This is a genomic window from Terriglobia bacterium (genome assembly GCA_020073085.1).
Taxonomy (GTDB): domain Bacteria; phylum Acidobacteriota; class Terriglobia; order JAIQFV01; family JAIQFV01; genus JAIQFV01.
Map to the genome: position 1 here is coordinate 112,415 of JAIQFV010000005.1, position 24,392 is coordinate 136,806.

At 56.0% G+C, this 24,392-nt stretch carries 19 protein-coding genes; 15 read left to right on the plus strand and 4 right to left on the minus strand.

All coding sequences use genetic code 11. The features are described from left to right. Nucleotides 1-140 precede the first annotated feature (140 nt). The 3 genes from LAO21_07255 (at nt 141) to LAO21_07265 (ending at nt 4,957) form a co-directional block, all read left to right on the plus strand. Complete coding sequence (locus LAO21_07255) at nt 141-1,943, plus strand: ABC transporter ATP-binding protein/permease (GenBank protein MBZ5552501.1); 1,803 nt, start codon at nt 141-143, stop codon at nt 1,941-1,943. A 47-nt stretch (nt 1,944-1,990) separates the two neighbouring features. Continuing rightward, nucleotides 1,991-4,078 (plus strand): oligopeptide transporter, OPT family, encoded by a 2,088-nt coding sequence (locus tag LAO21_07260; protein MBZ5552502.1) that lies wholly within the window; start codon nt 1,991-1,993, stop codon nt 4,076-4,078. 171 nt (nt 4,079-4,249) lie between these two features. Then, on the plus strand, nt 4,250-4,957 hold the full coding sequence (locus LAO21_07265) for an rRNA pseudouridine synthase (protein ID MBZ5552503.1): 708 nt from the start codon (nt 4,250-4,252) through the stop codon (nt 4,955-4,957). A gap of 258 nt (nt 4,958-5,215) precedes the next feature. Here LAO21_07265 and LAO21_07270 read toward each other — a convergent pair whose 3' ends face one another. Together LAO21_07270 and LAO21_07275 are read right to left on the minus strand one after the other, a co-directional pair. Then, complete coding sequence (locus LAO21_07270; GenBank protein MBZ5552504.1) at nt 5,216-6,202, minus strand: VWA domain-containing protein; 987 nt, start codon at nt 6,200-6,202, stop codon at nt 5,216-5,218. An 84-nt stretch (nt 6,203-6,286) separates the two neighbouring features. Then, on the minus strand, nt 6,287-7,204 hold the full coding sequence (locus LAO21_07275) for a VWA domain-containing protein (protein ID MBZ5552505.1): 918 nt from the start codon (nt 7,202-7,204) through the stop codon (nt 6,287-6,289). A 267-nt stretch (nt 7,205-7,471) separates the two neighbouring features. On the opposite strand from LAO21_07275, the gene kdsB reads away from it, so the two are divergent. The 9 genes from kdsB (at nt 7,472) to LAO21_07320 (ending at nt 18,214) form a co-directional block, all read left to right on the plus strand. Then, nucleotides 7,472-8,242, plus strand: coding sequence for a 3-deoxy-manno-octulosonate cytidylyltransferase (gene kdsB, locus LAO21_07280; GenBank protein MBZ5552506.1), 771 nt, complete (start codon nt 7,472-7,474; stop codon nt 8,240-8,242). Between the two features lie 65 nt (nt 8,243-8,307). Further along, nucleotides 8,308-9,951, plus strand: a complete 1,644-nt coding sequence (locus LAO21_07285; GenBank protein ID MBZ5552507.1) for a CTP synthase — start codon at nt 8,308-8,310, stop codon at nt 9,949-9,951. Nucleotides 9,952-10,217: 266 nt separating this feature from the next. Continuing rightward, on the plus strand, nt 10,218-11,051 hold the full coding sequence (kdsA, locus tag LAO21_07290; GenBank protein ID MBZ5552508.1) for a 3-deoxy-8-phosphooctulonate synthase: 834 nt from the start codon (nt 10,218-10,220) through the stop codon (nt 11,049-11,051). Continuing rightward, nucleotides 11,048-12,004 (plus strand): KpsF/GutQ family sugar-phosphate isomerase, encoded by a 957-nt coding sequence (locus tag LAO21_07295; protein MBZ5552509.1) that lies wholly within the window; start codon nt 11,048-11,050, stop codon nt 12,002-12,004. Before kdsA ends, LAO21_07295 begins: the two co-directional genes overlap by 4 nt. Nucleotides 12,005-12,118: 114 nt before the next feature. Further along, entirely contained in the window at nt 12,119-12,658 is a 540-nt protein-coding gene (locus LAO21_07300; protein MBZ5552510.1) for an HAD-IIIA family hydrolase, read from the plus strand. 525 nt (nt 12,659-13,183) lie between these two features. After that, the gene (locus LAO21_07305; GenBank protein ID MBZ5552511.1) at nt 13,184-15,772 is read left to right on the plus strand and encodes a protein kinase; all 2,589 of its coding nucleotides are present in this window, start codon (nt 13,184-13,186) and stop codon (nt 15,770-15,772) included. Nucleotides 15,773-15,813: 41 nt separating this feature from the next. Continuing rightward, complete coding sequence (locus LAO21_07310; GenBank protein ID MBZ5552512.1) at nt 15,814-16,248, plus strand: hypothetical protein; 435 nt, start codon at nt 15,814-15,816, stop codon at nt 16,246-16,248. 587 nt (nt 16,249-16,835) lie between these two features. Further along, entirely contained in the window at nt 16,836-17,657 is an 822-nt protein-coding gene (locus LAO21_07315) for a phosphodiester glycosidase family protein (GenBank protein ID MBZ5552513.1), read from the plus strand. A 200-nt stretch (nt 17,658-17,857) separates the two neighbouring features. Further along, nucleotides 17,858-18,214, plus strand: coding sequence for a response regulator (locus LAO21_07320; protein MBZ5552514.1), 357 nt, complete (start codon nt 17,858-17,860; stop codon nt 18,212-18,214). A gap of 198 nt (nt 18,215-18,412) precedes the next feature. Here the strand turns inward: LAO21_07320 and LAO21_07325 are convergent, their stop codons facing one another. Both LAO21_07325 and LAO21_07330 read right to left on the minus strand, forming a co-directional pair. Further along, nucleotides 18,413-19,615, minus strand: coding sequence for a PP2C family protein-serine/threonine phosphatase (locus tag LAO21_07325; protein ID MBZ5552515.1), 1,203 nt, complete (start codon nt 19,613-19,615; stop codon nt 18,413-18,415). 227 nt (nt 19,616-19,842) lie between these two features. Beyond that, a complete protein-coding gene (locus tag LAO21_07330) occupies nt 19,843-20,313 on the minus strand; it encodes a hypothetical protein (protein ID MBZ5552516.1) in 471 nt (156 codons plus the stop codon). Between the two features lie 521 nt (nt 20,314-20,834). Here LAO21_07330 and LAO21_07335 point away from each other — a divergent pair. The 3 genes from LAO21_07335 (at nt 20,835) to LAO21_07345 (ending at nt 23,743) form a co-directional block, all read left to right on the plus strand. After that, a complete protein-coding gene (locus tag LAO21_07335) occupies nt 20,835-21,185 on the plus strand; it encodes a hypothetical protein (GenBank protein ID MBZ5552517.1) in 351 nt (116 codons plus the stop codon). Nucleotides 21,186-21,549: 364 nt separating this feature from the next. Then, nucleotides 21,550-22,494, plus strand: coding sequence for a tetratricopeptide repeat protein (locus LAO21_07340; protein ID MBZ5552518.1), 945 nt, complete (start codon nt 21,550-21,552; stop codon nt 22,492-22,494). 832 nt (nt 22,495-23,326) lie between these two features. Next, entirely contained in the window at nt 23,327-23,743 is a 417-nt protein-coding gene (locus tag LAO21_07345) for a hypothetical protein (protein MBZ5552519.1), read from the plus strand. Nucleotides 23,744-24,392 lie beyond the last annotated feature (649 nt).

Genomic DNA, 24,392 nt, shown 5'->3' on the forward strand with positions numbered 1-24,392 from the left:
AACCTTCAGCATATTTCGCTTGGTTAGAAGTGTTGGTTCCCCTCATGCGACCGGATGCTAGATTTAGGAAATGTTTCGATGAAACCCCTGAAATCTGATTTTTGAGAGCTGACGGCTGACCGCTGATCGCTCATATTCCAATGGCCCAATTCCACGAAGAGGAAGCACTCGGGAAGGCATACGACCACAGGCTAATGGCCCGGTTGTTGCGCTATGTTCGCCCTTACTGGCACATGGCAACCGTCGCGATGGGGTGCATTCTTGTCTTCGCCGTGCTGCAGGCAGTCCCGCCGTATTTGACCAAGGTAGCCATCGACCGCTACATCCTCACGCATAACTACGCGGGGCTGGGGAAGATCGGCCTTCTCTTCATTGCAGTTCTGGTGGCCTCATTTGTCCTGGAGTTCTTTCAGACCTTCCTGACCCAGTGGATGGGTCAGCTCATCATGTACGACATGCGTGTGGAGATCTTCACGCATCTTCAGAAGTTGCAGTTGAAGTTTTTTGACAAGAATCCGGTGGGGCGGCTGATGACCCGGGTGACGACCGACGTGGATGCCCTCAACGAGCTTTTTGCGGCAGGCCTAGTCACCGTCTTTGGCGACCTCCTGACCCTGCTGGCGATCCTGGCGGTCATCCTGCGATTGAACTGGCGGCTGGCGCTCGTCAGCTTCGCGGTCATCCCGTTCATCGTAGTCACGACCACGGTGTTCCGCCGCAAGGCGCGCGATTCCTACCGTGACGTTCGAGCGGCGGTGGCGCGTATCAGCGCCTTCCTGCAGGAACATCTTTCGGGGATGAGCGTGATCCAACTCTTCAACCGGGAGGGCAAGAGTTTCCAGCAGTTCGAGACCATCAATGAGCGCCACCGCAAGGCCAATTACGATTCCATCCTGGCTTATGCAGTCTTCTTTCCTATCGTGGAAATCCTGAGTGCGACGGCGGTGGCCCTGATTATCTGGTATGGGGGCCATGAAGTCTTGAAGTCAGCGATCAAAATGGGGACCCTGGTGGCCTTCATCCAGTATTCACAACGCTTCTTCCGGCCTATCCAGGACCTCAGTGAGAAATACAATATCCTTCAATCGGCGATGGCCAGTTCAGAGCGCATCTTTAAGCTGCTGGATACGCCGGTTACCATTGCCTCGCCCAAGACCCCGCACCCCCTTCAGACCGTCCAGGGCTCCATCGAATTTCGAAACGTCTGGTTTACCTACTCCGATGCGGCCGATCCGGCCCCGGAGGAATATGTGCTGAAGGATGTTTCCTTCCGGGTGGATCCGGGCAAGTCGGTGGCCATTGTGGGACATACGGGGGCCGGAAAAACCACTTTGATCAGTTTGCTTCAACGGTTCTATGATGTGAACCGCGGTTCCATCCTGCTCGATGGCATGGACCTGCGTGAATTGGACCTGGGGGAGCTGCGCCGCCACTACGGTGTCGTGTTGCAGGACGTCTTCATTTTTTCGGGGACGTTTGAAAGCAACATCCGGCTGGGGACACCCTGGATTGACGAACAGCAGGTGCAGAATGCCGCCGTGGATGTCAACCTCTACGACTTCATCCGCGAGCTGCCCAACGGCCTCAAGGAAGAGGTGCGCGAGCGCGGCAGCACGCTCTCGGTAGGCCAGAAGCAGTTGATGGCCTTCGCACGGGCCCTGGCGCATGATCCACGAATCCTGATCCTCGATGAGGCGACCTCGAGCGTGGATACGGAGACCGAGCTCAAGATTCGGGAGGCCCTCGCCCGCCTGATGAAGGGGAGGACCTCCATCGTCATCGCCCATCGGCTCTCGACAATCCAGAATGCCGACCAGATCATCGTGATGCATAAGGGACAGGTTCGAGAGATAGGGAATCACCAGGAGCTTTTGGCGAAGCGAGGCATCTATTACCGGCTCTATCAGCTCCAATACAAGGAACAGGAAACGCGAGTGGCATAGAAACGTGATCCGCTAAGTCGTTCTTTCAACTTCCGAGGAAAAACTTCATGGCACAATCTCAGAAGGCGCAGGAGTTGCCCCCCCAGTTCAAACCCTACGTCAGCGCAGAAGAAACGATGGCGGAGCTGACCATGCGAGCCCTGTTGCTGGGAATCCTCATGGCGGTGTTTCTGGGCGCAGCCAACGCCTACCTCGGCATGAAAGCCGGGCAGACCATCTCTGCGATTTTCCCGGCAGCGGTGATCGCCGCCGCGGCTTTTCGACTCCCTTTCTTTCGCGGGACGATCCTGGAGCAGAATATTGCTCGAACCGCCGCCGCCATGGGAGAAGCGTTGATTGCCGGAGCCATCTTCACCATTCCCGCATTTCTCATCGTCCAGGTCAATGGCCAGCGGCTTTGGACGAGCTTTCGCTACTGGGATTCAACCCTCATTATGCTGGTCGGGGGGCTCTTGGGGGTATCGTTTATTATCCTGTTGCGCCGGACGCTGGTGGAAGATGTGTCGCTGCCTTTCCCGGAAAGCGCGGCGTGTGTTGAGATCGTTAAAGCCGGCCAGAAGGCGGACAGCGGGGCGAAGCATGTTTTCTCGGCGCTGGGGTTGGGAGCGGCCATCGAGGTATTAAAGAATTCGAGCGGATTCACCTTGATTCGCGATGTGACTTCGGGTTTCATTCAATTGCCTCGATCAATTGTGCACCATTTCAATGTGAACAAGGTTCCGATCGGCGACGTCGCCCATCAGGGGGCTATCCCGTGGTCTTCTCCGGTGGCCTCACCGGCATTGATGGGGGTGGGATACATCATCGGGCCGAAGTGGGCGGCGGTGAACTTTTCAGGCGGTGTCATCGCGTGGCTGGTGTTGATCCCGTTTGTCCTGTTTGTGGATCCGGACTTGGCTCGCCGGCTCTCCCTGAATGGTCAGCCTGTCGGCCTGGAGGATCAGGCGAATTCCGTGTGGTACAACATCGTCCGTCCGATTGCGGTTGGAGCCATGCTGATCGGCTCGGTGAACACCTTGTGGGGAATGCGCCAATCCCTGGCGAAGGGGTTGATCCACTCGTTCCGCAAGCAGCGTGACGCCTCGAATGACCCCAACGCATCCTCCTCCCGCCTTGAACGTGACCTGAACTTCCGGTGGGTCATTGTGGGCATCCTCCTCCTGCTCATTCCGATGGTCGCCATTTATTACCGTTATATGCACACCATGGGAGGGGCGGTTTTATCGGCCCTAGTCCTCGTTTTGACCGGTTTCATTTTCACCGCGGTCGGGGGGTATCTGGTCGGTATTATCGGGGGTAGCAATCAGCCGGTCTCGGGCCTGACCCTTTCGGCGTTGATCGTGGCAGCACTCATGATGCTGGCCATCGGTCAGCGGGGACCCGCGGGGGTCGCCGCCGTTCTCGCGGTTGCCGCGGTGGTGTGCTGCGCCGCGTCCGCCGGGGGATCCCTCATCCAGGATCTCCGCGTGGGCCATTTGCTCGGGGGGACGCCCTGGAAGATGGAGGTCGCTGAAATGATCAGCGTTACCGTCATCAGTTTTCTGTTGGTCTTTCCGATGATCATCCTGCATGAAGGGAATATCGCGAAAGGGGGCATTGGAATCGGAGATCAAGCACTCCCGGCGCCCCAGGCCGGTCTGATGGCACAACTCGCCAAGGGCATTGTGGGTGGAGACATGCCGTGGGGACTGCTCATTATGGGGATGGCATTTGCCGTAATGCTGATTTTGATCAAGGCCCCCTCGCCTATGTTGATCGCTGTCGGAATGTACCTCCCGTTTGAAACGACCTTCGCGATCTTTGCTGGGGGGATCATTCGTTGGGCTGCCATGACCCTGGCCACCCGGCGGAACATGCCGGAAGACCGGCAAACGGCGCTGGCCAATACCGGTACCCTGCTCGCATCCGGCTTCATTGCCGGCGAGGCGTTGATGGGCGTTGCCCTTTCCGGCCTCGTGCTCGTGGGCCTTCCTTCAGTGACCAAAATGATCACCGGCCGCGATGAGTTGGGATTGCTCCATACGGGGGGTGGATGGCTGTCGATCCTGGTTTTTGCGTGCGTGGCTTATATTTTGATCAGGATTCCGATCCGCAGCGCTGAAAAAGGTGAAGGGGTAAGCGTCCGGCTGGAGTAATTTATATCCGTCCCTAAAGAGACTTTGTGGCTTGGCGCCCTGGCGCGGGAAGGGGTTGCGCGCGGCGCCACAAAGCCCGCAAAGACAGTTAACTTCTTGAAAATACCTGCCCCACGAAAACTAAAGGCCTCCCACCACCCTGTCCAGTCGGCTTCTTCCAGCAAGACCCAGATGACCCTGGACCGGGTCTTATCTCGGCACGGTCTCGCTTCAAGGACGGTGGCTGCAGAATGGATCCACACCGGTCGTGTGCGAGTGAATTCCACCATTGAGCGGAACGAGGGACGCTGGATTGATTTGAAACGGGACCGCATCAAAGTGGATGATCGAGCGGTTTCCACCGCAAAGAAGGTCTATGTAATATTGAACAAGCCGGCCAACGTGGTGACCTCGCACGGCGATCCGCAGGGGCGGAAGACGGTTTATGATTATTTGCTGGGGCTGACTGCCTGGGTGTCTCCTGTGGGCCGCCTCGACAAGGACACCTCGGGTTTGCTTCTGCTCACCAATGACACGGACTTCGGAAACCGGCTGACCGACCCTCAGTCAAAAATCCCCAAGAAGTATTGGGCCAAGGTGAATGCGGTGTTAGAAGAGGAGGAACTGGTCCGGCTTCGGAAGGGGATCGAGATTGAAGCCGGATTGATGACCCGGCCTTGTATCGTCACTTGGCTCCGGAAGTCGGAAAAGTATTCGTGGCTTGAAATCACGATCACGGAGGGAAAGAACCGCCAAATCCGTCGGATGATCGAAGCACTGGGTCGTAAAGTTATCAAACTGGTTCGTTTACAAATCGGGGGCCTCCGGCTGGGCGAGTTGGCGGTGGGGAAGTGGCGGGAGTTGACGAGTGCGGAGGTTCGGATGTTGAAGAACAAGTGAGGGAATGATTGATCGATCATAGGTGTCAGGTGCCGGGTGTCAGGTGTCAGAGAAGAGCATGAGAGAAAAAATGCGAGTCGATGCTCTGGTGCTTGGTCCCGTGGTTTGGCCCACCGATCACAGGGTGCGTTTTTGCGACACCCGACACCCGACACCTGACACCTGACACCTGACACCTGACACCTGACACCCGACACCTGACACCTGACACCTGACACCTTTCTGCCTGATCCCATCCTAAATTGGCAGAATACGCGACTACCCCTTTGGTGCGTTATAACCGCGCTTGCAGCGGACATAGATCTTTTTGGAACTCGATTTGGGCGTGATCTTGACTTGGAGGCTACGCCAGGTCCCATCCCGGCCCGTGTTGGTCGGATAATAGCCCAGGAGATACTGGCTGCGGATGTCGTGGGCAATCTCCTTGGTGACATTTCCGATATCGTTGACGGACTGTGGAAAATAGACCTTTCCCCCAGTGGCTTCCGCCAGTTCTTTTAAGATTTCGGCTTCCTTAGGAAGGCCTTTCTTGAAGAAATGAGATTTGGGAGGCTCGTCGAGCAGGCCAACGGTAAAGATTTGAGCCCCGGATTCGACCGCAAAATCAAACGCCTGCTTGAAGGTGAAATGTTTTCCCGGTCCGGGATTGTCCTTGCCATCCGTCACAAGGAGAATCACCTTCTTATCGTACTTTCCTCTCTTGATGTGATTCAAGGCCAGGTAGACGGCGTCGTAAAGCACGGTGCTGCTTCGAAACTGGACATTTTCCAGGGCCTCGCGAAGTTCTTCGACGTCACTGGTGAAGTCCTTGTCGAGTTCCAGGTAAGCCTCATCCGCGAAATCAATCAGGAACACCTGATCGTTAGGATTGCTCAACTGCATGAAGTCGACGGCCGCGGTGTTGACCTTCTGGCGCTTGGGGTACATGCTTCCACTCGCATCCAGCAACAGTCCCACTGTGACCGGGACATCTTCATGCTTGAAAACCGAAATCGGCTGTTCGATGCGGTCCTCATAAAGATGAAAGTCATCTTTGGTCAGGTCGCTGACGATTTGATCCTTCTCGTCGGTCACCGAGACGTCCACCAGGACCAGGTTGACTTCGACCTTGATTCGCGGCGCTTCCGCCTGGGGCCTCTGGGGAGGACTCCAGAAAGACGGGTGTTGTGCTGCATGCAATGAGAGGGCGAGGATGGCGCACAGCCCAAGAGCGGTCGCCATGAGATGCCTCGAAATGAGCTTCAATCGGCTTCTCCTGAAGGGATTCGATTTATAAGGTCTCGACGTGTTGGTAAAGGAACCATGCCATTAGACGGGAATGAGCCCGCATCAGTTGCTCGGGGCGTAATAGCCCGCTTTGGCATTGACGTTGAGGGGGGGTAGCCCCCGGGGCGGGTTGAGTTTAACTTTGATCTTTCTCCAGTGACCATCATGCTGTTCATTCGATGAAACATACCCCAAAACGTACTCGTTCCGAAGTTCGATGGCAATCTTCGTGACGATATCCTCAAGATCGCCCACGCTGTTCAGGGTGTAGGTGCGTCCTCCGGTGATTTCCGCCAATTCCGTCAGCAGCGCGGGACCCCGCTTTTCTTCGGGCGCATCGGCAAAAGGATTGTAAATGCCAATCGCAAACAGTTGGGCGTCCGACTCCTTGACATACTCCTTGACATCCTTCTCGCTGTAGCGGCTGTGGTTGTCGCCTCCGTCGGAAATGATCAGAAGCGCCTTGCGGGGGTAGCGACCGTGCGCCACCTTCTCGATTCCAAAATAGATCGCATCCAGGAGCGCCGTTTGACCCTTGGCCTTGTCAAAGATCACCTTCTTGGTAATGTCGTCCACCTGCGACGTAAAATCGTGCTCCAAGTACACCCGGTCGCTGAAACCCACGAGGAAAAATTCATCCTGGGGATTGGCCAGTTTCATGAACTGGATGCAGGCTTCACGCGATTTTTCGATCTTGCTGGTCATGCTCCCGCTCGTGTCAAAAATGATCCCAATCGAGATCGGCATGTCCTGGCTGCTGAAATGCACGATGCTCTGTTCGATCTTGTCCTCGTAAACGGCGAAGTTATCCTTCTCCAATCCCGTCACAAAACGGTTGATGGAATCCGTCACGGTGGCGTTGACCAACACCATCGAGACGTTGACCTGCATTGGCTTTTGAAAGTTGAGCGGTTCGGGTTTGGCCTGCTTGTCGTCGTCCGCCTGCAGGACGGAAAGGGCCGCCAAGAGGGAGAGAAAAATGAGGGTCTTATGGGGTTTCATCTATCATCTCTCCTGCACACTGTGACTCCCCGCGTCACATTTGTTGCCCCTGGCTGAATATGATATATACTTTTTAGCACAGGGACAATTCCTGTGCAACAACTTCGTTTGCGAAAGTTTTCTCTCCTCCGGGCAATGCACCCGCGGGATCACCCGGAGAGGCCAATTGGGTCCACAATCGTTCACCCGGATGGTTAGCCCGGCAGCGGTATTCGCAACGCCGGATGGGCATCCCCACAGGTCTGAATGAAGCCACAGGTTCTTGCAGTCATCCCGGCGCGTTACGCCTCCACCCGATTTCCCGGAAAAGTCCTCACTCCCATCGACAACCATCCCATGCTGGAATGGGTCTTCCGGCGTGTTTCCCAGGCGCAACGCATCACTTCAATTTGCATTGCCACGGATGACCGGCGCGTCGAGGCGGCCGCCAGCGCTTTCGGAGCACAGACCCTGATGACCTCCAGGCGCCACCATTCAGGCACCGATCGAATCGCCGAGGTGGCGCGCCAGGTCTCGTTTCCGGTGCTGGTCAATGTCCAGGGGGACGAGCCTTTGATTGAGCCCCGGGCGATCGACGATCTGGTGGCCGGTTTCCTGCGCGCCCGGCGGCGATTTCTTGCAGGAACGCTGAAATCGCCGATCCGCCGCTTGTCCGAGGTTCGGGATCCCAATGTCGTCAAGGTGGTGACCAATGCCCGGGGCGAGGCCCTCTACTTTTCCCGTTCCCCCATCCCGCACGTGCGCGGGCTGGATCTGCGAGGCCTGGATTTTTTGAGACAAAACATTTTTTTCAAGCACCTGGGGATCTACATCTACACGCGGGAATTTCTCCTGGAGTGGCCCAGGTTGAAGCCTTCAAAGGTGGAACTGCTTGAAGCGTTAGAGCAGTTGCGCGTATTGGAAAATGGTTATAAAATGCAGGTCCTTGAAACTTCCTTTTCGTCCCCAAGCGTCGATACACCTCGAGACGTCAGCTTCGTCGAAAGAGAGATTGTTCGACGGAAGATCGAATTCTGATTTTCCGGGCTCAAAACATGCTCCCGGGGCAGAGCAGTTTTTTTGATTGCGGAGGAACCACAGCTATGAAGTACATATTTGTCACGGGCGGAGTCGCTTCCGGATTAGGCAAAGGGCTGGCAGCCTCTTCAATCGGCGCGCTCCTTGAGAGTCGCGGCCTGCATGTGACGTTGATGAAGTTCGATCCCTATCTCAATGTCGACCCGGGGACCATGAGCCCGTTTCAGCATGGGGAAGTTTATGTCACTGATGATGGGGCGGAGACCGACCTCGATCTGGGGCACTATGAACGCTTCACGAATGCCCGGCTGACCAAGGACCATAATTGGACCACGGGACGGATTTATGAGCTGATTATCGCCAAAGAGCGTCGGGGTGATTATCTCGGGAAGACCGTGCAAGTGATCCCGCATGTCACCAACGAGATCAAGGCCGCCATCAAGAAAGTCTCGCACGACGTCGATGTGGTGATCGTCGAGATCGGAGGAACCGTCGGGGACATCGAATCCCAACCTTTTCTCGAGGCCATCCGGCAGATGCGGAACGAAATCGGCCGGGAGAATTCCGTCTTTGTTCACCTCACCCTGGTTCCCTTTATCCATGCCTCGGGGGAGTTGAAGACCAAACCGACCCAGCACAGTGTTAAAGAGCTACGCGGCATCGGGATTCAACCGGATATCCTGCTCTGCCGCACCGACCGGTTCCTTTCCAGGGAGTTGAAGGCGAAGATCTCGTTGTTCTGCAATGTCCCCGAAGACTGTGTCATCACGGCGAAGGATGTCGATATCATTTACGAAGTCCCGATCGTTTTCCACCAGGAGGGGCTGGACCGTTGCCTCGTCCATCTGTTGAGACTTCCCGAACGGGAGCCGGAGCTGGACCCGTGGCTTGACCTCGTCCTGCGTCTGAGGCACCCCCAGGACGTTGCAGTCATTGGCATCGTCGGCAAGTACGTGGAATTTGAAGACTCTTACAAGAGCCTGAAGGAAGCGATCGTGCACGGGGGGGTGGCCAACAATCTCCACACCGACATCCGCTGGGTTGAAGCGGAAGGGATCGAAGGCGATGCCTGGGATGCCCAACTGGCAGGCCTGGATGGAATCCTCGTTCCGGGCGGGTTCGGGAAACGGGGTATTGCGGGCATGATCCGGGCGATTGAATTTGCCCGTTCCAGGAAAGTGCCCTTTTTCGGCATCTGCCTGGGAATGCAGTGCGCCGTCATTGAATACGCGCGGAACGTCTGCGGGCTGGAGGGGGCCGATAGTTCCGAGTTTGATCCCGCCACCCCGCACCGGGTGATTTATAAATTGCGCGAGTTGAAAGGGATCGATGATTTGGGCGGCACCATGCGATTGGGGGCGTGGCCGTGCAAACTGGAGCCCGGATCGGTGGCCCATCGGGCCTACGGCGAACTGGAAATCTCAGAGCGGCACCGGCACCGGTACGAATTCAACCGCGAGTACGAGGAGACGCTGGTCGCCCACGGATTGAAAATTACGGGGACAAGCCCGGATGGAACCTATGTGGAGACTGTCGAAATCCAGGACCATCCCTGGTTCTTTGGTTGCCAGTTTCACCCCGAATTCAAGTCGAAGCCAATCCAGCCCCATCCCTTGTTTCGCGCCTTTGTGGCGGCCGCATATCAGAACCGCACGGCAAGGGCAGGGCACTTGACGGAAGTCCCGGCTGCGGCGAAGGTGCTGCCGTGAGCTAAGAGAAATTCCAAAATCCAAATAGATTCCAAATTTCAAAAACCAAGCTTCAAACCTCAAGCAACAACTAAGTGGAATCGCCCAATTTCATCTTCACAACGGGCCGCATTGGTTAGACCGCAAATGAGATGAAACGACTTTGCATTGTGAATTGGGTTTAAAGCTCCGCTGGAAGTTAAGGTTTGTGGTTTTGACTTCCGTGTGGTAATTGGAATTTGGAATTTTTGTCGAACGCTCCTGACATGTGGTCTAATGTGTTCCCAATGACGCGATCCTTCACAGTCGGCGATTTCAAGATTGGCAACCGTCAGCCACTGTTCCTAGTGGCGGGTCCGTGCGTGATTGAAAGTGAGCGGCACGCGATGCGGATGGCGGAATCGATCGCGCAGATCTGCTCCGACCTGAAGGTCCATTACATCTTCAAGGCCTCCTACGACAAGGCCAACCGCACCTCGGTCCACTCGTTCCGGGGTCCGGGTTTGAAGAAGGGGCTTTCCGTTCTGATGAGGATCAAGCGCTCCCTCCACCTGCCGTTGCTCACTGACATCCATGAAATCTCGCACGTGGGGCCAGCCGCCGAAGTGTGCGATGTGTTGCAGATTCCCGCCTTTCTTTGCCGTCAAACCGATCTGCTGGTGGCGGCCGGAAAGTCCGGGCGGGCCATTAATATAAAGAAAGGGCAATTCGTGGCGCCCTGGGAAATTCGTCATGCCGTGGAAAAGGTGCGTTCCGCAGGCAACGAAAAGATCATGGTGACCGAGCGCGGCGCCATGTTTGGCTACAACAACCTGGTCGTGGACATGCGCTCCATTCCGATCATGCAGGAGATCGGATATCCGGTGGTCTTCGACGCGACCCACAGTGTTCAAATTCCGGCGGGAGCGGGGAACGCCTCCAGCGGGCAGGCCCAGTTCATTCCACACCTGGCGCGGGCCGCCGTGGCCGCCGGCATTGATGGCATCTTCATGGAGGTTCACGACCACCCCGAGAAGGCACTCAGTGATGGCCCCAACGCCCTTCATCTCAAGCTTCTTCCGGGACTCCTGAAAACCTTGCTTGAGATCAGTCACATCGTGAAAGCTGAAGTCAAGGCATGAGCATCGAATCCGCCAGGAGATTTCTCGCCATTGAGGCCGAAGCGATCATGGAGCTGATTGCCCGGCTGGATCGCAGTTTCACGCAAGCGGTGGATTTGATCGAAGCCTGCAAAGGGCGGGTCGTCATCACCGGAATCGGGAAGAGCGGCATCATTGCTCAAAAAATCTCCGCCACCCTCTCATCAACCGGCACCCCCTCGCTGTTTCTGCATCCCGCTGAAGCCGTGCACGGCGATCTCGGCCGCATGGTGGCGGGAGACCTGGTGCTGGCGCTTTCTTACAGCGGGGAGACCGAAGAGATTCTGTTGCTTCTCGACACCCTCAAGCGTCTGGGCATCCCGCTGATCGCAATGTCCGGGAGTTTGGATTCGACCCTCGCCGAAGCCAGTGACGTCGTCCTTGATGTGTCGATCAAGAAGGAAGCGTGTCCCCTCGGACTGGCACCCACCGCGTCCACCACGGCAATGCTCGCGCTGGGAGACGCGCTGGCCCTGGCGGTCCTCGAACGCCGGGGTTTCACTGAAGAAGATTTTGCCGCCCTTCATCCCGCCGGTGGGCTGGGACGAAAACTAATGCGGGTCGAGAACCTGATGCACAGCGGTGACGCCCTGCCGAAGGTCAAGGCCGACACTCGGATGAGTGAGGTAATCTATGAAATCTCGAAGAAGGGGCTGGGAATGACGAGTGTCGTCGATGGGGATGACCACCTGGTGGGGATCATCACGGACGGCGACCTTCGTCGACTCCTGGAACGCGGCGACCAGATTCTTTCTAAGACGGCAGGTGAGGCCATGCATCCCCGCCCGCTCACCATTCATCGGCGGGAATTTGCCACCCATGCTCTGAATCTGATGGAACAACAGAAAATCACCTCGCTCATCATCGTCAATGAGACCCGGTGCGTTGAAGGCGTCCTTCATATCCACGATCTCTGGCGGACAGAGATGTTTTGAACCAGCGGGGGCCCCCCTCGGCCGAGGCTTCCGGCGCGTCCGCCCTCGTGCGGAGGACCCCTGTCCCTCGTGGGCCGTAGCGTTGAATGATCTGTTCTTTCGAGCGACTTTCAAATGTCAAGACTCCCCAAGAAGATTTTGACCCGCCTCAAGAAAATCAAGTTGCTGGTGTTCGATGTGGATGGCGTTTTAACTCCCGGAGACATCCTGGTTCATCCGGACGGGAGTGAGTCCAAGAGCTTTGACGTGCGGGATGGAATTGCGATCCGGTTTGCCCATCAGGCCGGCTTGCAGCTGGGTTTGCTTTCTGGAAGATTCTCTGAAGCCGTGGCGCAGCGCGCGCAGGACCTGGGGGTTGAAATTTGCGTTCAGGGATCGGTAGGGAAGAAGCCCGATTTCCTGGGAATCCTTGAGAAGCTCACTTTGACGCCCGAGGAAGCGGCTTACGTTGGAGACGACATTGTCGACCTTCCGGTCCTGCGCCTCGCCGGTTTTGCTGCGACCGTCGCCGATGGTTGCCCCGAGGCCCGGGAAGTGGCGCATTACATCACCAGGGCTCATGGGGGACACGGGGCCGCGAGGGAAATCATCGAGCTTGTCCTGAAAGCGCAGGACCGCTGGAATGGAGTGGTTCAGCAATTCCTCGAGGATTAGAGCCGCTCTCGTGTGGCTTGGGACATGAATCGAAAGGGCGGCAACGGATCCGTTCCGGCTGCTTGCCGCGAATTCGCCCACCGGAAACTGGCGAGGAAATGCGCTTCAGCGAGCACCCCCGGGAAGGCTCCGACGCATCGTGCTTCTCGCAATATAACCGTGGATTCAACTTGATTTTGACTCTGCAACGGTCTACACTTCTGCATGGTCAGACGACCTCCCTTAACCGACAATCCTTTCATTGATCGCCTGGCCCACATAAGCAAATAGGGCTTTCCCTCTCTCATAAAATTTTCTCCGGTCATTTGCGTTGGGAGTTCGCATTTTCCGCGCTGGATGCATTGCTCCGCCCGCGGGGAGCCGACCCGCTTGACGTGGGGCAAAGGTGTCCTTTTTTGTTGGGGAGGCATCCTTATTCCTAATCTATTTCGACGAAGCGTTGAATGTTGACACCGCAGTTCTTCCTTCCTCGCTGGCCGCATTGGGCAGGCAATAGAGGAATGATGAGAGAGGAGAGGTTTTCATATGGTGGTCGAAACATTGGAGAACCCTTCGCTGCTCGGTCTCGAATTGGGTCACTACCGCATTGCCGAGAAGATCGGCCAGGGTGGGATGGGAGAGGTGTATCGTGCGCAGGACGAACACCTCAATCGCGAGGTGGCGATCAAAGTCCTCCCCCCCGGAACCTTGGTCGACGAGGCATCCCGCAAGAAATTTCGCAACGAGGCGCTGGCTCTCTCCCAGCTGAACCATCCCAACATCGCCACCATCCATGATTTTGATACGCAGCAGGGAGTGGACTATCTGGTGATGGAGTACATCCCGGGCATGTCCCTCAGCGAGAAACTGGGGACGGGACCGCTGACCATCGAGGAAACCACGAGCCTCGGCCCACAACTGGCTGCGGGGATGATGGCGGCGCACGAACACGGAATTGTTCACCGTGATCTCAAGCCCGCCAACCTGCGGTTGACTCCGGACGGCCGATTGAAGATTCTGGACTTCGGACTGGCGAAACTGGTTCGCCCTTTCGGCACGGACATGACCACCGAAACGGTGGTGGGGGCGCGTGCCCCGGCAGGGACCCTGCCATACATGGCCCCCGAACAATTGCGCGCTGAACAGGTGGATGTTCGCACCGATATTTATGCCGCGGGCGCGGTGCTTTACGAGATGACGACCGGGAAATGGCCGTTTCGGGAAACTGTGAGCCCTCGACTTATTGACGCCATTCTGCACCAACCACCGGCTCCGCCTTCTACGGTCAATGGGATCAGTACCCCTGAATTGGACAGCGTCATCTTGAAGTGCCTCGAGAAGGATCCCGACAAGCGCTATCAATCGGCGAGAGATTTGCTGCAAGACCTGCCCAAGCCAAAGACGGGTTGGCCGGCCCGTCGATCCATCGCTTCGCGCGTGGGGCGCCTTGCGGCATTCGCCGTCATGGTCGTGGTTTTTCTTCTGGCGGCCCCCTCGGGCAAACTGGTCATAGAAAGGTGGCTTGGCGGGCCCCCGGAGTCAAAGCGTGTGGCTGTCATTCCCTTCAGCTATAAGGGCGACAACGCCTCGCACCAGGCGATCAGTGACAGCTTGGCGGTGATACTCACCAATCAGCTCACCCAGATCGAAAGGCTTCGCAGTTCTATCGCCGTCATCCCCGAAAGCGAAATAAGGAGCAAGGGGGTGCGGAGTGCTGAGCAGGCGCGGAAGATTTTTGGAGCCACATTTGTGGTGACCGGAAATGCCCTGACCGAAGGAAATGACTTACGCCTTTTGCTTCAGCTGGTGGATACCCAGACCCTCAAACAACTCGATTCGAGGGATCTCCGGGGATTGGCAACTCTCGAACCCCAATGTCTGCGAAACCTGGATGAGATGCTGGGGACGAATCTGCGGACCCGGGATTTCGGTGTGCTGGCTGCGGGCGTGAGCAGGGTCCCCAGCGCATCGGCAAGCTACCTCGAGGCACGAGGCAACCTGCTTCATTACGACATGCCGGGAAGGGTGGATACCGCAATCCGGCTTTTTGAGGACGCCGTGCACAAGGACCCGCGCTATGCCCTGGCGTATGCGGGTCTGGGTGAGGCGTATTGGCGAAAATATGTGGCGACGAAAGACACGCGCTGGCTGGAGCCCGCGGAACGCAGTTGCAACCAGGCGCTGGAACTGGACAAAGGACTGGCGCCCGTCCACATCACTTGCGGGTTAATCAAGAAGGGCAGGGGAAACTACGCCCAGGCCGTAGAGGATTTTCAGCGCGCGCTGCTGATCGACGATCGCAGCTATGACGCCCACCGTGAGCTGGCAAACGCATACGCGAATCTTAGCCAATTGGACTTGGCGGAGACAACGTACAAGAATGCCATCCAACTCCGACCGGACCTTTGGACCTGCTACAACGATCTGGGCGGCTTCTATCTTTCACATGGCCGCTACGAAGATGCTGCCGTTCAATATCAGAGGGTCATCGACAAGGCGCCCGATAGCATCTGGGGTTACAACAACCTGGGGGCATCCTATTTGTACATGGATCGGCTGACCGAGGCGCGCACCATATTTGAGAAGGCCAATCAAATCGGACCGGATTACGGGGTCCGATCCAATCTGGGCACCCTCTATTTTACAGAAGGGCGCTTTGCCGAAGCCGCTCAGATGTATGAAAAAGCACTCGAGCTCGATAACACCAAGTATGCGCTATGGGGGAACCTGGCTTCCGCCTATTACTGGACGCCCGGGCAGCAGCCCAAGGCGCGTGAACTTTACCGCAAGACCGCCGGGATGGCTGAGGAGGTCCTGAAAGTCAATTTGAAGAATGAGACGGTTCTATCCCGGCTGGCTGTGTACTACGCAATGCTGAACGATCGGGCCCGATCCCAGGCGGATCTCAAACGGGCCCTCACCCTGGCCCCAACCGACACCGATGTTCTCTACCGGGCCGCATTGGTGCACGAGCATCTGAGGGAACGGGACCAGGCTTTACAGTGGCTCGGGAAAGCGGTGGAACACGGATACTCAACGGCCAAAGTCCAACGCTCTCCCGAACTGAAGAATCTACGCGAGGATCCGCGGTATCCAGGGCTGGTGCGGAGCCCGCAGGGTAATAGTAAAAAGTAAAACATAATGATTGAGGATTAACCTTATAGGAGGAACAAGTCATGACGAAAACCCTATCAACGCTTGAGGAAGGAACCATCCCAGAGGAAACCATGCTGAAGCATGAGCCTGTCCATAAGGTGGTCATTTACGCCGACCACAATGGGTGCAAGGTACATCCCCCTCACCTGCTCGTTGAACCAAACGAAACAATCGTCGTCAAAGCCCTCAAAACGGATATCCAAGTGTTTTTGCCCGAAGGTGGGCCGTTTGATTTTGATCCTGCATTAATTGGTGAAAGGGTGATTCGACTCCCTTGGGAGCCAAGAGGGGTGGTCGTCTCGATTAAGGCCGACAAGGAAGTCAAGTTCAAGGTGAAAGAGCACGCTCCGAATGGCCGATATCCCTACGCGGCCTACTTCCAGGGCGAAAACCTCAAAATGTTTGCAGTGGGGGGCTCCGATCCGGAGATCATCGTTCATGGCGCCGGTACTTAGCAGCTACTGCGCCCGAGCGTTGACTCAGCAATTCAGCGGCAGGCATCAATGCAAGGTTGAATCTGATTGCTGGGTGTGAGACCCCGCTGTTCGGGTTATCGAGGGACAGTTTCCTGTTTCTCAAAGATCCAAACCAGAGGCAAGGAACTGTCCCTGAGAAATAGGTATCTTTGAGCTTCCTGGGCCCGCCGGGCGATCTGCTCCCCATGGAAGGCGCAAGAAAACCCCGCTCTCTGAACAATTCCAGGGCGGCTTGGATGATCTTGTCCGAGGTGACTCGCCTCATCTGCTCCCACTTCGTTTCAGTCCGTGGTGACATCGAAGATCTCCCCAGACACTCTATATTATTGAATGACCCGACAACCTAAGAACAAATGATTGTCGGTCCACCCTGGTCCGGAGGAAGGTTGACCTGTCCGTGGCGAGAGGGCGGCGCCTAGAGCAAGGCCGGGGTATTCCGAATTACCTCAGAGGCACATTTCAAAAATTCAAAGGGCCTGATATCCTCAGTTGGATTCCGCCTGTTCAGGGAGATTGACTGAAGAAAAGGGAGGTTTCGCATCAAGTTAAGTTGCCCAGCGTCTGTAGTGAAATCTATTCTGGCGGTTCTACTGTTCATTCCGCAGGGTGTTGAGGCCGGGGCGCGTTGGCAAACCTTGGCTCCCGGACTGGAGTTAGGACTACTCCGGGCGACCAAGCCCAGTGCGGTCGGCGACTCCAGGATCACCATTCTGCGCATTGATCCCAAACTCTGGGAACTGACCTTTGTGGGCCTCAGCCAGGGTGGGGAACGCGGGGGAATGACGGCGCGGGAATGGGGCCGGAAGCACAATCTCGCGGCGGCGATTAACGCGGGGATGTTTTTGGGGGATGAGAAGACCCACGCCGGATACCTCCGGTTCCGAGATCATGTGAACAATGAGAAAGTAAATGCTTATCGCTCGGTGGCTGCATTTGACGCCAAGAGCGATGCCGTCCCTCCCTTTAGGATGTTTGATCTCGATGCCGCGGGCGTTACCATGCAGACCATCCTTCGGGACTACTCCTCCGCCGTGCAGAACCTGCGGATGATCAAACGGCCGGGTCAGAATCGGTGGGCCGCCCAGGACCGGATGTGGAGTGAAGCCGCGCTGGGAGAGGACCGCGCGGGGAGGATTCTGTTCCTGTTCTCCAGGTCGCCATTCAGGATGCGGGATTTGATTCAAGAACTTCTCTCGTCCGATCTCGGCGTGGTATGCGCCCAACATCTTGAGGGAGGACCGGAGGCGCAACTTTACGTGGGCGTCGGGGGAGCAGACCTCCAGTGGTTCGGGAGTTATGAAACATCTTTTCAGGAAAACGACAATAACCAGCGAGGATGGCCTGTGCCGAATGTGCTCGGAATTCGGCCGAGGCGTTTAACGAAATGACCGGCTGACCCGAATCGTATTTGCTGAAGCACCCCTCAAGCCGACCCCTTGACTTGGCCCTGGTCACACAAAAAGCTAGCCCCCTGGGGGGTGAAATATGGTTAAATTAAAGGGAGGCGGCGGAAATTCAGAGGCCTTTGTGAAGGGATTCAGACGACCACCGCAGTAGTGACACCGCAGGCCACTGAGGAGGGAGTCCTATGTCAGAGATTCTGATCATCGATGACAACCAGGCAGTTCGAGATGTTCTGGGAGAAGTGCTTCGCGGGGCCGGCTATGAGGTCTCAACGGCGGCCAATGGGGCAGAGGCCCTGACTCACATGCGAGCCAAGGGGGCCCCCGCTCTCATTCTGCTCGACCTGATGATGCCTGTGATGAACGGCTGGGAGTTTCGATCTGAACAGCTCAAGGACCCCTCGCTGCGCGCCGTGCCCACCATTATCCTCACCACCGTCGCCAATATTATGGCAGAGGCAAAGCTGCTTAAGGCGAACGGTTTCATTTCGAAGTCCACAGCCTACGGATCCATTCTCGAATTGGTCCGCACCTATTGTTGAGCCGGCTTGATTCGAAGGGAATCTGCATTGCTCGACGCCCTGTTCTTTCTTCGTGGCAGGACGAACCCCATCACTGAATATTGGACCCTCTCCGATTTTCGTGCTTGGAGACGGGAATCATTCGAAAGACCTCTAATCCTTAGGAGGGAACCCACGATGACGCCGCTGTCGAGGAAGGCCAGATCCCCTGTTTGGGCGCTACTGGATGGCTACGACCACGAGGGTGGCGTCATCATGGAAGTTTTTCTGGCAGAACGCCGTGACTTCCTCCATGATCTTTCGTTGCATGTGGAGCGCGGTCCCATCCTGGAGGCGGGCGGCCTGGACGAGCCGCTCTTCTCCAAACTCCTCGGCCTGGGGATTGGCGGCTTCCGTGATGCCATCGGTAAAGAGCAGCAATCGGTCGCCGGCGTCCAGCGGCATCTCAGAATCCTTATAACTCCAGTTTGGCAGCACACCAAGGACAGCCCCATTCCCACTGAGCGACTCGACTCGTCCCGCTTCCTTCAGCAGAAGCGCTGGGGAGTGGCCGGCGTTTTCGTAGGTTACCGTTCGGCGGTCGACGTTCAACACGGCATAGAAAAAGGTAATGAATTTGCCGGGCGCTACATTGCCGCAAAGAAATGCGTTCAACTTCGAGCACACCTCTGCTGGGGTCGCCTCAGCTGTGGCAAAGGCGCGGAAGGCGGCTTGAAGGTTGGCCATGAGGAGTGCGGCCGTGATCCCTTTTCCGGCGACATCGCCGATACAGATGCCGAGTCGTTGGCCGTCGAGTTGAATCACATCAAAGTAATCCCCACCGACCGTTCTTGCCGGCTGCCATGCCCCGGCTATCTGCACCCCCGGCAATTGCGGCAAAGTCTTAGGCAGCAGGTTTTGCTGAATCTCGCGGGCCCGGTCCATTTCCTGTTCCTGTTTCTGGAGGGCCACGCTGCCTCTTTCGACCGCCTGCTCCAGCGCCAGGTTCTTCTCCCGGAGCCGGCGTTGAATCTCGCTGCTCAAATAAGTAACCGTCCCCACGACCATGCAGACCACCAGGACCAGGGGAGTGGTCTCACGGAACAAAAGCCGGTAGGGCGGCCTGCTGGGTTCCAACCAGTGGTTGATGACGACGGTCGCGAGGGCGCTCGCCAGGCTGGCAGCCCCCATGATGGGCAAGAAGATCACCCAGTTCCACGGAAACGCGCGCCGCGCATAGATCTTCTCCGTGGTGATCATCAAAGGAGACAAGACATTGCCTACCGAGAGCGTGATGGCGAGCATCCGGCCCAAGGAGGCGTGGAGCTTCATTGCCGCGAACATGGCATAAACAACCACGGCGACGAAGACAAGAAGCTGTTGCACCTTCAGGAAGCGGTTGAACCGTGGTGTGGCAATCTTTTTCCAGGACGCAGTGGTCATCAAGATGTTTCCTCGAGACACGCGGACTAAAGGTTGAGCGCCGCCCTCTGTCGTTTGAGCACGAGTCGGTGGTGGAGTGCGGGGCCAAGGATATCAAAAGGGCGGGGCACCGACAATCGACAAAAGAAGCAATGGGGGGATGTCGATCGATAGTCGCCAAAAACGAAAAACGGCTGACAGCACGCGCTGCCAGCCGTTCGTTTTACCAGCCAAAAGAGCCGTTTCAATTATCGATGTCCGCGGCCTTCGAACCCGCGACTGGAACCACGGAAAGAGAAGGAGCCTCTGGAGGGGCTACCTCGAAACGCCCGCACGGAGTGTCCGCGATCGAACGCGGGGCCACCCCTGAATCCACGCACAAACGGTCCGCGTTCAAACCGCGTGCCACCTCGGAAGTCCCGAACAAAGGGGCCGTGTCCAAAACCGCCGATGAACCCGTTTCGAAAGCCCCGGTGGAACCCGCCGAACCATGGCCCGGCGCCGATGAAGACGCCTCCCGCGAAGAACTCAGGTCCGTAGTAACCATAAGGCGCGCAAGGGTAAGGATAATACCCGTAGTAGCCGTACGGGCAGATGGGCGGAGGAGGAAGGTAACCGTAGCTCGGGCCGACGAAAACGCCCACGGAAACATGTCCCGCGTACCCCGCAGCAGGAATCATCAAAATACACAGGATGGCAAGATACTTGAAATACTTCATTTTTCTACCCCCCGTTCTGATCCGAGATATTTACCACAAACACAACCGGATCTCAACAACCTTCAGTGACCTCTCAGGTTGCCCTGAAGGGCGACCTGTTAATGGGATGATGAAAGAGAGCCAAGAGTTGCCGGGACAGCCTTTTTTGAACAGTCCGAACGAGAGTGAAGTAGGCGGAAACAATCAGACCTTTCAAATCCTATTTGAACAGCGCACAAGATCCTTGAGCTGTTCCTCATATCGACATGACCGATCTTCGCTCCGAAGAAATGCGTGGAACACGAGAGCTGTATGCGGACAGGACCGTCAGCTCCGTTAGGAGCGACCCATTTATATACTCCCAAACCCACCCATCCGATCCAGCTCCCTTGGGAGCGCCATTTGATGATCAAGACCCTTATCGGCACCTACCGCGAAAAGGGGACAGACACCTCCTTCAAAGCAGTTTTCAAATTTCTATGAGAACAGGTGTCTGACCCCATCAACTCGAGACCATTCAGGGAACTTACGCCTATCGATGCATGGGCAACACCGCACCTTTTCCAGACGCACCGCTGGTTCCGGCGGTTGGCCAGGGCATCGTCGTCAGCGATGCCAGGGGGGTGTTCAAAGGAGGAGGAACGCTCAGCCTGGGAGGAATGATCATTGAACAGAGTATTGTGGGAACCGCTCTGGTGAACCACGACGGCACAGGTTCAATTACATATGATGTCTCCATCGGCGGAGTTCATGCCTTTTACTGGGACATCAACTTTTTGATTCTCGACGGCGGTGATGAAATCTGGGGCATGCCCTACGACACAGGGAGCGCCCTGCTGTGCACTCTGAAACGGATGGGGGAAGCCAAGTCGGACAAGCATGACGACAAGTAGCGGGCTCGCCAGTCGCGCAGCATATTGGCCTGAGTCTTCAGTTTAGTGCGTGGGGCCGGGTCTCAGGTTCTCTTTTCAACACTTGTTGATTTTTGAGACCCGGCAGCACTGTTTTGTCGCACCACTGTTTCGTCGAGCAAATAGATCCCGATAGTCAAATTGGAGGGACTGTCCCTAGGGACAGTCCCTTTTACTGGTATATCCGTTTGATCAGGGCGCCTGGGTTTTCTCAGGTGGCCTTCTTTTTTACTCTTTGTTGTCTAATTTCATTGTACAGTCGTTGCATGAAAAGCGTAATTCGCAAGTGAATTATCTCAAGACGCATTTGTTGTACAGCTCGTTAGCCGCTCAAAGGGGGCATAGGATGAAAAGACTCATGACAGCATTATTGGCGTGCCTACTTATTGTCTGCACAGGCATCCAGGCCCGAGCACAAGGTATCGAGTGGAAGACGCTCAACGACGAGGCCATGTCTCTGTACAGCCAGGGTCGCTATGATCGCGCTGTAGTAGTCGCAAAAAAAGCATTGGATGTAGCCGAAAAAGCGTTCGGCCCCGACCATCCCAATGTGGCCCAAAGCCTGAAGAACCTCGCATTGCTGTATGCAACCCAGGGCCAATATGCGCAGGCGGAGTCGTTGTACAAGCGGGCGCTGGCGATCCGGGAAAAGGCCCTCGGCCCGGATCATCCTGATGTGGCCCAAAGCCTAAACAACCTGGCGACGCTGTACGCGACCCAAGGCCATTACGCACAGGCGGAGCCGTTCTACAAGCGCTCGCTGGCGATCCGAGAAAAGGCCCTCGGCCCGAATCACCTTGACGTCGCATCGGAACTGAACAACCTAGCGGTGCTGTACTACCACCAAGGCCAATATACGCAGGCGGAGCCGTTGTACAAGCGGGCGCTGGCGATCCGAGAAAAGGCCCTCGGCCCGGACCATCCCGATGTGGCCGAGAGCCTGTACACCCTCGCGGTGTTGTACTACTACCAAGGCCAATATGCGCAAGCAGAGCCGCTCTATAAGCGCTCGCTGGCGATCCGAGAAAAGGCCTTCGGCCCGGATCATCCCGATGTGGCCGAGAACCTGGACAGCCTCGCGACGCTGTACGCAACCCAACGCCAATACGCGCAGGCGGAGCCGCTCTACAAGCAGGCGTTGGCGATCCGAGAAAAGGCCTTCGGCCCGGATCATCCCGATGTGGCCATAAGCTTAGAAAATATTGCTGATGTCTACAGAAAGACTGGCCGGAATAAGGAAGCGGAGAAGCTCGAAAAACGGGCTGCAGCCATCAAGGTAATCAAACAGTGAAACGAGATGGCCAAATACCGGTTGCAGCAGACGACGCCGTGGGTCGCGGCTAAACCGAATTGTTGAACTGCTCACCCTGAACTAGGAGGGACTGTCCCTAGGGACAGTCCCTTTTTGGCAGGGGCGGTGACTGTGGTCGTGGCGGCGTTGTTTCGGACAAAGCAAGTCAGTGCCTTGTGAAACAATTCTCTTATATTGACTTTAGCAGAGACTTTGTGATAACCATCACATGTTGTCAGACTTCTATTCTGGGGTTGGAGCCAGAGGGTAGCGGAGTCGCGGCACTAATATTTACTTTGAATTTTTCACTCCAAAATTTACCCCACCTAAAGATCCCAAAGGTTTGACCAAGAAAAGGCATCACGGCCCGTCCTTGAAGTTTGTAAGAGCAGGTGTTTCATGGGGGGGGCGTACCGGTGCAGTTCGAGCTTTCAAAGCATTTCTTCTGGTTCGTGCATTTGAAGGGATAGGACTGCCTCGTGAATCGCCATCTGGAAGAGCAAGAGCTGACGGACAAGTCTGTGTTTTGGTTCTGACCCACTCGTCCCCCGTGCCAGAGATCTATCGATTATCGTGAATTAGAATTTCGGCATGTGAAAGCATTAAGGCTGTTTTTGCACCCTGTTCCTCGGTTCACCGGCCCCTAATTTAACCCTAAGTAAGGACATCAAGAATATGTTGCGATCCCCATTCCGTATTCTCATCTCTTCCATCGGATGGCCTTCCAACCAACAAACAAAGTATAGCGCCCTCTTCCGAGCGTCGCCTTCCCACGGAAATCGGTATCTACGCGAAGAAAGATAACACGTGGGTCGAGGTTCAGCCCGAGGTAGTGAACTGGAAGACGGGGGGAGTGCTCAAGATGGTCGCCACAGCAGGCATCGTCAAACCCGATGTGAACGGCCGCATCAACGGTCCGCGCAGCCGCAACCAGATCAAACCACCGCTGGATTTCCTCATCATTGCCCCGGAAGGTGTGGCGATTACCGAATACCAGTTCCTGCATCTGCGTGAGCAGAAGGACGCCCGGGAATTTCGGACGGTCACTGGAGGAGTGTTTCACGCCTCCGGTGGGGCGACGCGTGATTTGGTGGCGTTTGAAGGAAAAAAAATCGCTTCCCGAGTGTTCACGGTGACCTTTGCGGCCCTGGCTCCGGGAGAGTACGGTTTTCTCCCTCCAGGCTCTTTTACTCAATCGAACGCTTCAGCCCAGCTGGGGAAGATGTATACCTTTCACTTAGCAGAGTAGATTTCTGCTCACAATGAAGGAGAGGCGATGTTCCCTCTTTACAGATTGATCAGTATTGTTTCGATTGTTCTAAGCCTCCTAGTTATGGGGGGATTCAGCGAGTCGCTACTGGCGAATGATCATATTCACTCAATTTCAAGCCACAGCGATTGGATTGAAGGTTTTACATTAATTATCATGGACCACAATGACGTGGCCGCAGCAAACCAGGCTCGTGATTATGTCATACGCCAAGGTGGGAGAATCGCCATTCTCATTCCTCCGCATGCTATGTTGGGTTGGGTCCCTCCTGAAGTAGCGAATAAGCTGGTTGGTGAACATGGCATTGAATCCGTCTCCCGAAGTCCAGTAGCCTTATCCAACCTCAAACACAATGACGATCAGACTCTGGCCGCTGTTTCTTTTTTCAATTATGTCTCATCTGGTTCACTGATCCGCGAAATGGTGCTTTCTAAAGAAATGAAAGGTGCGCCGTTAGTTGGAGATACGTTAGAACATCGTAAATTAAGTTACCGCAATTTTGAAGAAAATCTCCGGAAAACGGGATCAGTGTTATCTCCGGAAAAATTCCCGTTATTACAAGAAAACAGTGTGACGATGACGGGGAGTGTTTCTGTGACATTATTCTTTGTTGAAAGCAATGGGGCTC